This window comes from Actinomadura sp. HBU206391 (assembly GCF_014323665.1).
GTDB lineage: Bacteria > Actinomycetota > Actinomycetes > Streptosporangiales > Streptosporangiaceae > Actinomadura_C.
The window spans coordinates 22,246-33,184 of sequence record NZ_JABVEB010000061.1; the positions used below are offsets into that span (position 1 = coordinate 22,246).

A 10,939-nucleotide genomic window follows, 5' to 3' on the forward strand; every position below is an offset into this window, starting at 1 on the left:
GTGTCTTTGCAGCGTGTCGAGGCCAACCTGCGGTGATCATGCGATGGTCCCCATGCCCCCGGGGGACCATCGCATGATCACGGGAAGCGCGCTTCTGCGGATCACGCCTCGCGCGCGCGGCGGATGAGATCGCGGAGCTCGGCCACGTCGTCGTCCTCTGTCGTCGAGGCCAGCTCGGTCACCCGGCCGGCCAGCTCGTCAAGGCCGACCCGCGGCTCTCCCGGCACCAGCCCTCGGGAGACGAACGGGCCCGCCGACGGCGTGACGTACGGGGTCTGCGGCTGGTAGCCGGGGTGTCCGTCGCGGAGGTTCTCGGCGAAGAACGCCGCGGCCGCCGAGACCCGCAGCCGAGGCGAACCGGCCGTCCACAGCCCGGGCGCGAGATCGGCCACGGTGACGGTCCGCCCGGTCTCCTGTGCCTCGCGCGTGTCCGGGTCCGTCCAGCGCACGGTGACGTCGGCGAGGTGTCCTTCGGCGTCCGGCTTGAGCCGTACGGCGAACAGTGCCGTCACCGCGTGGCCCGGACCGATCTCGCCTCCGTCGGCCGCGTCGTTGCGGAAGTCCTCGTTCTTCAGTCCCCGGTCGTCGAACCCGATCAGCCGGTAGGACTCCACCTGCCGCGGATCGAACCCGACCTGCGCCTTGGCGTCGCGCGCGCGCAGCTCCACGGTCGCCGGCAGCTCCTTGGTGAACAGGTTCCGCGCCTTCTCCTGGTCGGAGACGTACACCGCGCGGCCGTCGCCGCTGTCGGCGAGCTGCTCCATCAGCTTGTCGCCGTAGTCGCTGCCGACGCCGACACAGAGCAGGGAGATGCCCTTGGCGGCCTCCTCGGAGACACGGCGCAGGATGGGGGCCGCGGCGGTGGCTCCGGTGTTGGCCAGCCCGTCGGAGGCGAGGATCACCCGGTTGGTGACGCCCTCACGGAAACCGCGCCTGGCCGCCTGGTAGCCGAGCACCATGCCCGCCTCGAGATTGGTGCTCTGCCCCGCCGACAGAGAGCCGATCGCCTTGTGCAGTTCGGCTTTCCGGGCCACGGGCGTCATCTCGCGCACCAGCCGAGCGTCGTCCTCGTACGCCACGATCGCCACCGAGTCGCTCGGCCGCAGCTGGTCCACGAGGGTGTGCAGAGCGTCCTTCACCAGGTCGAGCCGCCCGGGCTCGGCCATGGAGCCCGACGTGTCGACGACGAAGGTGAGGTTGGCGTCGCGCCGCGTGCCGGCCGAGGCCGAACGGGTCTGCAGGCCGACCCGCAGCAGGCGAACGTCGCCATCGGAGGCCTCCTCGCCACCGGAGCCGGTGAGGCGCCCGCCGTCGGCGGCGACCGAGAAGCCGTTCCCCGAGGGCTCCGCGTAGTCCTGGCGGAACTGGTTGACGAACTCCTCCGGGCGGACGGTGCTCGGATCGGGCCGGCGGCCCTCGGTCAGCGCCCGGCGGGCGAAGCCGTACGACGCGGTGTCGACGTCCAGCGCGAATGTGGACAGGTAGCGGGAGGGGGCCTCGCCGGGCCGGCCCTCTCCGGGTGGGCGCCGGTTCGGGCCGGCATCGGCGCCCGCCTTGGGCGCGCTCGCGGCCTTTCCCGATTCGCCGTTGGTGGAGCGGCTCCCATCGCCGGAGCAGCCGGTGGCGACGAGCGCGATGCTCAGCGCGGTGACGGCAAGGGCAGTGCGTCGGATCCTCATGCTGTTCCGACGCCGCGCCGGTGAACCGGGCTGCACAGGAGACCGAACCGAGACTTCTCGTACCCTTTTCGAGACCTACGGGGCGGGACCCTGGAATCCGGCCCGCCGCGAGATCGGTACGCTCGGTGCCTGCGGCGGTGGCGTCCCCGATGATCGGTGGCCGGCCACGGCGGCGCCACGGAAGAGCTCTGGAACTTCATCGGGGAGCGACATGAGGCATCCACACAGGACACTACGTGCGATCATGGCACTCGCCGTCGCACTGGCGGTTCTGGCGGGGTGCAGCGACGAGGGCGACAAGCAGGCGAGCACTGTTCGGGTGGCACGCACCATCGGGCAGGGCGAGGGCGCGCTGAACCTGGTCGCCTGGCCGGGGTACACCGAGTACGGCGCCAGCGACCCCCGGGTCGACTGGGTCTCGCCGTTTCAGGAGCGCACCAAGTGCAAGGTCAGCGTCAAGAGCGCGGCGACCGCGCAGGAGATGGTCGACCTCATGTCCAATCCGGACCGCCGCTACGACGGCGTGTCGGCGCCGCCCGAGGCGGCCGGGCAACTGATCGCGGCCGGCCAGGCCGCCCCGGTGAACCCGGATCTGATCGACGCCTACAAGGATCTCGACCGGGACCTGCGCAGCCAGGTGATCAAGGACGAGAAGGTCTACGGGGTGCCCTTCGTCTGGGGCGTGAACCAGCTGATGTACAACCCGAAGGCGGTGCAGTCGGCGCCGACGAGCTGGTCGGCGCTCTTCGACCCGGCCGAGGCGAAGAAGTACGCCGGGCGGATGATCGTACGGGACAGCCCGCTGACCCTCGCGGACGCGGCCCTCTACCTGCGGTCGAGGAACCGGTCGCTGGACATCACCGACGCCTACTCCCTCACCCGCAGGCAGCTCGACGCCGCCACGAAGGTGCTCGCCGAGCAGCGCCCCTATGTGAGGTCCTACTGGCTGCACCCTTCGGACGCGATCAACTCGTTCGCCGGCGGAGACGCCGTCATCGGCGAGGTCTGGCCCTACCACGTCGACGTGCTGAGCCGCGCCGGGCGGTCCGCCGTGGGGGTCACCCCCAAGGAGGGCGTGACCGGGTGGATGGACGCCTGGATGATCGGGGCCCGCGCCGAACATCCCAGTTGCATGTACCAGTGGCTGAACTGGATGACCTCGCCGGATATCCAGCAGCAGGTGGCCGAGTGGGACGGGGTCGCGCCGGCGAACCCCGAGGCGTGCTCGCGCGACCGGCTGAAGGCGGAGTTCTGCTCGACCTACCACGTCGGCGACCGCGCCTACATCGACAAGGTGGTGTTCGCGCACACGCCCTCTCGCGACTGCGGTGGCGGGCGGCGCGACTGCACCGACTACGAGGACTGGATGCGGGCCTGGAACAAGGCGCTGAAAGGCTCCGGCTGAGCCCTGCTGAAGTCGGCTCAGGTAGGCCGGGATCGAAAGGGAGACACGGGCCGGCGGCGTGGTCGACGATGGCGTGCGAAGGATTTTCAGGTGCGCGCCCGACCGCCCCCTGCCGGACGCGCACCCGGTGGCGCCTCGGGCCGTCCCCCCAGATGGCCCGAGGCGCCCTTTTTCCAGGAGCGGACTAAAGCGTCGTCAGTTCCGGTTCGCGTTGACGCCTTGCGGCGCCCGCGACCGGTCCCGCGGCGCGAGGTCTCGGCAGGGCGGGCGCGCAGTCAGCGCAGGCCAGCACCCTTGATCCGTCGGGAAGGCGGCCGACGCGCACGCGTGGCCGCGGCCATTTCTTATGGCAGACGACACAGGCGTCGCCGTAGATCTGCTCGGCGCTCAGTGCGCCGGGATCGAACGTCAGCTCGTCGGTATGGCTCATTTTTACCCCCAACCCGGCTAGAGCCCAACTCCATGGATTCCTTTATAGGGGGGGCGATGTGTGGTCTTCGTGAGCTGTGATGCAAGTACGGGCAAAACCTTCTATCGGCGAATCCTGCGATCCCCAAGGAGTGGTCGGGCGCACTGGTCCGGCGTGGGGCCGGCCCGCTCGCGGAGTGTTTGAACGTGTGATCGCCTCGACCGGGAGCCGCCGATTCCAGGTGCCGGTCACAGTCGTTTTTCGAAGCACAAACTGAGGGCACTGCCGACGTACGGTCGATAATGGGGTATTCGGACATATCCCGAGAATTGATAGAAGCCCAGTGCCTCGGGCTGCAGGTCGCCGGTCTCCAGCCGCACCGTCAACGCCCCCCGGTCCCGGGCCAACCGCTCGATCGCGTCGAGCAGCAGCCGGGAGATTCCCTGCCCGCGGTGCGCCGGCCGGACGTACATGCGCTTGATCTCGCCCACCCCGGGCTCGAGGAACTGCAGCCCGGCACAGCCGACCGGCTCGGTGTCGGCCCTGGCGACCAGGAACGAGACATCCGGCCGGAGTCCCAGCGAGTCGACGGCGGCGTCGCGATGGCCTGCGCTCGCGCCCGCCAACTCGGCTCGCTGCTCGGCGCAGAGGGCGATGACGGCAGGGTCGTAGGGCCTTGCGGCGCTGACCTCGACGAACAGGGTGTTTCGCTTCACAGTCCGAACGTACGTCCGCCGTGTTAGCGCGGCGTTACATGGACATGTCCATCGGCCGCCGCCTGCCCACGGGACTTCGACCGCCGCCCCCGGGCCCTCCCACCGACTGCCCCTGGGGCCTCCCACCGCCGGCCCGCGGGCGCCGCGGGCCCGTGTCTCTCGCCGCTCCGCACCGGGCCCGAACCCGGCCGTGGTGCGCAGGGGTGAGAATAGATCCGTGATGCCTGCCTCCACTGTGATCCGCGATGTCGTCGTTCTCGGTTCCACCGGCTCGATCGGCACCCAGGCCCTCGACGTCATCCGCCGCAACCCGGACCGGTTCCGGGTCACCGCGCTCGCCGCGGGCGGCGGCCGGGTCGAGCTGCTGGCACAGCAGGCTCTGGACCTGCGGCCCGAGATCGTCGCGGTGGCGAGGGCCTCGGCGGCCCAGGACCTGCAGCTCGTCTTCTACCGGGAGGCGCAGCGACGGGGCTACGCCTCCGGCGACTACCGCATACCCAAGATCATCGCAGGTCCCGAGGCGGTCGCCGAAGTGGCGGCGCTGCCGTGCGACGTCGTCCTCAACGGAGTCACCGGCGCACTCGGCCTCGCCTCGACGCTGGCCGCCCTTGACGCCGGCAGCACTCTGGCGCTCGCCAACAAGGAATCCCTCATCATCGGTGGCGCGCTGGTCAAGGAGCGGGCCAAGCCGGGCCAGATCGTGCCCGTCGACTCCGAGCACTCCGCGCTCGCCCAGTGCCTGCGCGGCGGTGCGGCCAAGGAGGTCCGGCGGCTGGTGCTGACCGCCAGCGGAGGTCCGTTCCGGGGGCGGAACCGCTCGGAACTGGCGGAGGTGACACCTGAGCAGGCGATGGCGCACCCCACCTGGGACATGGGCCCGGTCGTCACCATCAACTCGGCCACCCTGGTCAACAAGGGGCTGGAGGTCATCGAGGCCCACCTGCTCTTCGACCTTCCGTTCGACCGCATCGAGGTCACGGTCCACCCGCAGTCAATGATCCATTCGATGGTGGACTTCTTCGACGGGTCGACGCTGGCCCAGGTCAGCCCGCCCGACATGCGGCTGCCGATCGCGCTCGGGCTGGCGTGGCCGCACCGGGTCGAGGACGCCGCACCCGGCGTGGACTGGAGCCGGGCGCACACCTGGGAGTTCTACCCGCTCGACGACGAGGCCTTCCCCTCCGTCGCCCTCGCGCGCCACGTGGGAGAGCTCGGCGGCACCGCGCCCGCGGTCTACAACGCCGCCAACGAGGAGTGCGTGGAGGCCTTCCGGCAGGGGAGGCTGCCGTTCCTCGGGATAGTCGACACGGTCGCCCGGGTAGTCAACGAACATGGCCCGGCCACCAGGGATCTGACGCTCGACGATGTCCTGGCCACGGACGAATGGGCCCGGACCCGGGCTCGGGAGCTCATCTGACTCAGGGGGGCGGATGGCCTATCTCTTCGGCGTGATCGCCTTCGTCGTCGCGCTCCTGGTCTCGGTGATGTTGCACGAGGCGGGCCATTTCCTCACCGCCAAGCGGTTCGGCATGAAGGCCACCCAGTTCTTCGTGGGCTTCGGCCCGACCCTCTGGTCGTGGGGCCGCGGCGAGACCGAGTACGGCGTCAAGGCCCTCCCGCTCGGCGGATTCGTCAAGATCACCGGATATACGCCACTGGAGCCGATCGATCCCGCGGACGAACCGCGCGCGTTCTACCGGCAGCCGGCCGCGCGCCGGGCGGCCGTGATCGTCGCCGGTGTGGTCATGAACTTCGCCCTTGCCTTCGTACTGCTCACGGTGCTGGCCATGGCCGTCGGGCTGCGTACCCCCGGCACGGGGACCACCACGGTCGACGCGGTGAGCGCCTGCGTGCCCGCCCAGATCCAGAACCCGTGCGCGGCCGGCGACCCGCCGTCGCCCGCCTCCGAGGCCGGGCTGCGGCCCGGGGACAAGGTGATCTCCCTCGCCGGCCGGCCGGTCGCCACCTGGGAGCAGTTGCGGCAGGCGATCGGGGCCCAGTCCGCCGGGACCCCCGTGCCGATCGTCGTCGAGCGCGGTGGGCGGCGGGTCGAGCTGCGAGTGCGCCCGGCCGAGGTCGGCGGTGGTCCCTACCTCGGCGTGACAGCGCGGGTCACGGGGGAGGGGTACGAGCGGCTCGGACCCGTGAGCGCCACGGCCTTCGCCACGGAGAGCATCGGCCGGATCCTCGGTGCGGTCGGCGCCGCGGTCGCGGACCTGCCCGCCGCCATCCCCAGGCTCTTCTCGCCGGAGCGGGCGGACACTCCGGGCGGCCAGGTGGGCAGCGTGGTCGGCGCCACCCAGGTGTCCGGCCAGATCTTCTCGGCCAAGGACTCCTGGCGCGATCGCATCGCCCTGTTCCTGTCCCTGGTGATCTCGGTGAACGTCTTCCTGGGGGCGCTCAATGTGCTGCCCCTGCTGCCGCTGGACGGCGGTCATCTCGCCGTGCTCGCTTACGAGCGGGCCCGCGCGTGGCTGGCGCGAATCAGGGGCCTGCCTGATCCCGGTAATGTGGACCTTGCGAAGTTGCTGCCGGTGACCTACATCGCCGTGGTGTTGCTGATCGGCCTCGGGGTGCTGCTCATACTCGCAGACGTCTTCAATCCGCTGACACTCCCGCGATAAGAGGAAAAGTGAGCGTCGAACTCGGAATGCCCAGGATCCGGACCGAACAGGCCCGGCCGGCCCAGGTGGCCCAGCGCCGCAAGTCCCGCCAGATCATGGTGGGGCGTGACAAGAACGCGGTGCCGGTGGGCGGGGACGCCCCGGTGTCTGTGCAGTCGATGACGACCACGCTCACCGCGGACGTCAACGCCACGCTGCAGCAGATCGCCGAGCTGACGGCCTCGGGCTGCCAGATCGTACGGGTGGCGGTGCCGTCCCAGGACGACGCCGACGCGCTGCCGCAGATCGCCCGCAAATCACAGATCCCGGTCATCGCCGACATCCACTTCCAGCCGAAGTACGTCTTCGCCGCGATCGACGCGGGCTGCGCGGCCGTGCGGGTGAACCCCGGCAACATCAAGAAGTTCGACGACAAGGTCGGTGAGATCGCCCGTGCCGCCAAGGACGCGGCCGTGCCGATCCGGATCGGGGTCAACGCCGGCTCCCTCGACGCGCGGCTGCTCGAGAAGTACGGCAAGCCGACGCCCGAGGCCCTGGTCGAGTCGGCGCTGTGGGAATGCTCACTGTTCGAGGAGCACGACTTCCGCGACATCAAGATCTCGGTGAAGCACCACGACCCGGTGGTGATGATCGAGGCCTACCGGCAGCTCGCCGCCCAGTGCGACTACCCGTTGCACCTCGGTGTCACCGAGGCGGGTCCCGCGTTCCAGGGCACCGTCAAGTCGGCGGTCGCGTTCGGCGCCCTGCTGGCGGAGGGGATCGGCGACACGATCCGGGTGTCGCTCTCGGCGCCTCCGGTCGAGGAGGTCAAGGTCGGAAACGCGATCCTGGAGTCGCTCGGGCTGCGGGAGCGCGGCCTCGAGATCGTGTCGTGCCCGTCGTGCGGCCGTGCGCAGGTGGACGTCTACAAGCTGGCCGAGGAGGTCACGGCGGGGCTGACCGGGTTCCCCGTGCCGCTCCGGGTCGCCGTGATGGGCTGTGTCGTGAACGGTCCCGGCGAGGCCCGTGAGGCCGATCTCGGGGTGGCCTCGGGCAACGGCAAGGGCCAGATCTTCGTCAAGGGCAAGGTGATCAAGACCGTGCCCGAGGCGCAGATCGTGGAGACGCTCATCGAGGAGGCGATGCGCCTCGCCGACGAGATGGGCATCGAGGTGGACCTCGACGGCGAGGGGCCGGCCCCCGAGGTCGTCGTCTCCTGACCCGCCAGCAAACTCGCCGCGGCGGATCCCTCCGGTCGCCCGGCCCCGAGGGACCTCTCCGGCCTCGCCGGCCCGCGCCGGATCTGTCCGGCATCCCTGATGTGAGGATGAAGACCTTGGCCGACCCGCGGTTGCGCATCGCCGCGTTCTCCGACCTGGACGCCGCCACTCTGTACGGGCTGCTGCGTCTGCGCGTCGACGTGTTCGTCGTTGAGCAGCGCTGCGCCTATCCGGAGCTCGACGGACGCGACACCGAACCCGGGACGCGGCACCTGTGGCTGACCGGCGAGTCGGGGGAGCCGGTGGCGTACCTGCGGATCATCGAGGAGCCCGGCGGCGTGCGCATCGGCCGGGTCGTCACCGCCGCGCACGCGCGCGGCGCCGGACTGGCGGGGCGGCTGGTCGACGCCGCGATCGAGACGGTCGGCGACCGGCCGGTGCGACTGCACGCTCAGGTCCACGCCACCGGCCTGTACGAGCGGCGGGGCTTCGTCACCGAAGGCGAGACCTTCGTCGAAGACGGCATTCCGCACGTCCCGATGGTGCGCTCGCGGCCGGTGCACGGCGCGGCCTGAGGACGGCTCGGCCGCGCGCTGGAGGCACACCGCCACCGGGCGTGCGGCGTGATCGCCGGGCATGATGTCCCAGGTGAAAAGCGGGTCCAAGACCGCCCCACGGGCACTTTGACCGCTTCTGGTCACAAGTTCCTTCGCATAGCGACCAAAGCTGACAATCTTCCTCTGACGAGATCGTGGGCTCGCCCACGAGCCCACGGCGGAGGGACTTTCGTGAAGAGACTCGCAGTCATGACGGCCGCGGCCGTGGGCCTCGTGGGCGCCGCGGTGGCGATGCCCGCGGGAGCGGCGGCCGTGCCCGCCACGGCGTCGGCCGGATCGGCCGGTTCCGTCGCCTGGGCCCCGTGCCCCCTCAACGACCCCGTTCTCGGAGGGCTGCTGCAGGGCCTGGACTGCGGCACGTTGAGCGTTCCGCTCGACTATCGCAAGCCGCACGGCAGGCAGATCAAGCTGGCGCTGAGCCGGGCCCGGCACACGTCGGCGGACTCGCAGTACCAGGGTGTCGTGCTGCTCAACCGTGGAGGCCCCGGCGGGTTCGGCCGGGATCTGCCCACCCGGTTCGCGAGGGGCACGTTCGGCCTGCCGACCCAGATCGGCGCGCAGTACGACTGGATCGGCTTCGACCCCCGCGGCGTGGCGGGCAGTGAGCCGACCGTCGCCTGCGACCCGAGCTACCTCTACCCCGGCAAAGCCCGAGCCGACTTCGTGCCCGCGAACAAGGCCGAGGAGGACGCCTGGCGGGCACGAGCCCGTGCCTACAGCGCCGACTGCGGTGCGAAGTACGGCTCAGTGCTCGCGCACATCAGCACCGAGAACGTCTCGCGCGACATGGACCGGATCCGGACGGCCCTCGGCGCCCGGCAGATCAACTACTTCGGCTACTCCTACGGCACCTACCTCGGATCGGTGTACGCCTCGATGTTCCCCACGCGGGTGCGTCGCATGGTGCTGGACAGCGTCGTGCGGCCGAGCGGGGCCTGGTACGAGGACAACCTCGACCAGAACGAGGCCTTCGAGAAGCGCGCCGACATCTTCTTCGCGTGGATCGCGCGGCATGACGCGGTCTACCGTCTCGGCTCCACCGCGGCAGCCGTGGAGCGCAACTACTACAGGGGCATGGCCAGGATCGAGAGGAACCCGGTGGACGGCAAGATCGGTCCGTCGGAGTACAACGACATCTTCGTGCCCGACGGCTACCGCAACTACACGTGGGCCGACCACGCTCAGGTGCTCGCCGACTATGTGCTGCGCGACGACCCGCAGGGCCTTCGGGACAACTTCGGTGAGCCCGCCTGGCTGGACCAGAACAGCTACGCCATCTACCTCTCGGTCCAGTGCAGAGACGCCCCCTGGCCGCGTAGCTGGAGCCAGTGGCATGCGGATCACTCCACGCAGTACGGAAAGGGCTACAAGTTCCTGACCTGGAACAACGCCTGGTACAACGCCCCCTGTGCCACCTGGCCGGTCAAGGGCGGGCCGCCGGTGCGGGTCGGGGGCGAGGCCGGCGGCCCGAACATCGTCCTGGTGCAGGCGGAGAACGACGCGGCCACCCCGTACGGCGGCGCCGTCGAGGTGCACAAGAGGTTCCCGTCCTCACGGCTGATCCTGGAGAAGGGCGGCAACAACCACGGCGCCTCGCTGTCGGGCAACGGCAACGCCTGCCTGAACGACCTCGTCTCGGCCTACCTCGGCAGCGGGACGCGGCCGGCGTCGCGGCCCGGCCCGGACGCCGTCTGCGCCGCCAAACCCGCGCCCGGCCCGGCGGTCGTCACGGTGGGAACGGCGGGCGGGCCGACCGCCTACGACCCGCCGCTCGTTCGCTGAACCGATGCCGAGCCCCGAGCCGATCGGGGCTCGGCATTTATGGTTCCCGGATTTTTATTACGGTTTCATATACCTTCCATGGACATCTATCGCTAATCGCCCCTTGGCAGCACAATCTCCCCTTGGCATGAACGTGGGCACATTGGTGTGCCCGCGCCGATAAGGGGGTTTCGTGAAGAAGCTCGTACTCACCACTGCCGCGGTGAGCCTTGGGCTGGGCAGCCTGGCTCTCGCGGTTCCGGCAGGTGCTTCGGGCAAGTCCGCGTCCGGTGCGAAGGAGTCCATCGCCTGGGCCGCGTGCCCGGCCGACGATCCCTACCTCGCGAACGCCCAGTGCGCCCAGGTCACGGTGCCGCTGGACTACCGCAACCCGCGCGGCAAGAAGATCTCGGTCGCCGTCTCCCGGGTCAAGCACACCGCACCCGACTCGCAGTACCGGGGCGTGCTCTTCGGCAACCCGGGCGGTCCCGGTGGCAGCGGGCTCTATCTGTCCGGCGGACTGGCCAGC

9 protein-coding genes and 1 pseudogene are annotated in these 10,939 nt (G+C 70.3%); 7 read left to right on the forward strand and 3 right to left on the reverse strand.

Features of this window, described 5'->3' with window-relative positions; translation table 11 throughout:
- Nucleotides 1-101: 101 nt before the first annotated feature.
- Complete coding sequence (locus HKK72_RS19330) at nt 102-1,679, reverse strand: vWA domain-containing protein (protein ID WP_187235786.1); 1,578 nt, start codon at nt 1,677-1,679, stop codon at nt 102-104.
- Between the two features lie 211 nt (nt 1,680-1,890).
- Between HKK72_RS19330 and HKK72_RS19335 the strand changes: the two genes are divergently transcribed.
- Nucleotides 1,891-3,084 carry an ABC transporter substrate-binding protein gene (locus HKK72_RS19335; protein ID WP_187235787.1) on the forward strand — a complete coding sequence of 398 codons (1,194 nt, stop codon included), beginning with the start codon at nt 1,891-1,893 and terminating at the stop codon, nt 3,082-3,084.
- Nucleotides 3,085-3,268: 184 nt separating this feature from the next.
- Here HKK72_RS19335 and HKK72_RS19340 read toward each other — a convergent pair whose 3' ends face one another.
- Nucleotides 3,269-3,514 (reverse strand): hypothetical protein, encoded by a 246-nt coding sequence (locus HKK72_RS19340; protein ID WP_187235788.1) that lies wholly within the window; start codon nt 3,512-3,514, stop codon nt 3,269-3,271.
- Between the two features lie 227 nt (nt 3,515-3,741).
- Nucleotides 3,742-4,209, reverse strand: coding sequence for a GNAT family N-acetyltransferase (locus tag HKK72_RS41120; RefSeq protein WP_315987336.1), 468 nt, complete (start codon nt 4,207-4,209; stop codon nt 3,742-3,744).
- A 220-nt stretch (nt 4,210-4,429) separates the two neighbouring features.
- Here HKK72_RS41120 and dxr point away from each other — a divergent pair, with 220 nt between their 5' ends.
- The 6 genes and pseudogenes from dxr to HKK72_RS19375 all read left to right on the forward strand — a co-directional run.
- Nucleotides 4,430-5,626, forward strand: a complete 1,197-nt coding sequence (gene dxr, locus HKK72_RS19350; RefSeq protein WP_187235790.1) for a 1-deoxy-D-xylulose-5-phosphate reductoisomerase — start codon at nt 4,430-4,432, stop codon at nt 5,624-5,626.
- 13 nt (nt 5,627-5,639) lie between these two features.
- A complete protein-coding gene (locus HKK72_RS19355; protein WP_187235791.1) occupies nt 5,640-6,833 on the forward strand; it encodes a M50 family metallopeptidase in 1,194 nt (397 codons plus the stop codon).
- A gap of 8 nt (nt 6,834-6,841) precedes the next feature.
- Nucleotides 6,842-8,032, forward strand: a complete 1,191-nt coding sequence (gene ispG / locus HKK72_RS19360) for a flavodoxin-dependent (E)-4-hydroxy-3-methylbut-2-enyl-diphosphate synthase (RefSeq protein ID WP_315987337.1) — start codon at nt 6,842-6,844, stop codon at nt 8,030-8,032.
- A gap of 107 nt (nt 8,033-8,139) precedes the next feature.
- Nucleotides 8,140-8,607 carry a GNAT family N-acetyltransferase gene (locus HKK72_RS19365; RefSeq protein WP_187235792.1) on the forward strand — a complete coding sequence of 156 codons (468 nt, stop codon included), beginning with the start codon at nt 8,140-8,142 and terminating at the stop codon, nt 8,605-8,607.
- 213 nt (nt 8,608-8,820) lie between these two features.
- On the forward strand, nt 8,821-10,431 hold the full coding sequence (locus HKK72_RS19370; RefSeq protein ID WP_187235793.1) for an alpha/beta hydrolase: 1,611 nt from the start codon (nt 8,821-8,823) through the stop codon (nt 10,429-10,431).
- A 172-nt stretch (nt 10,432-10,603) separates the two neighbouring features.
- A pseudogene (locus tag HKK72_RS19375) lies at nt 10,604-10,939 on the forward strand (alpha/beta hydrolase); the annotation flags it as partial.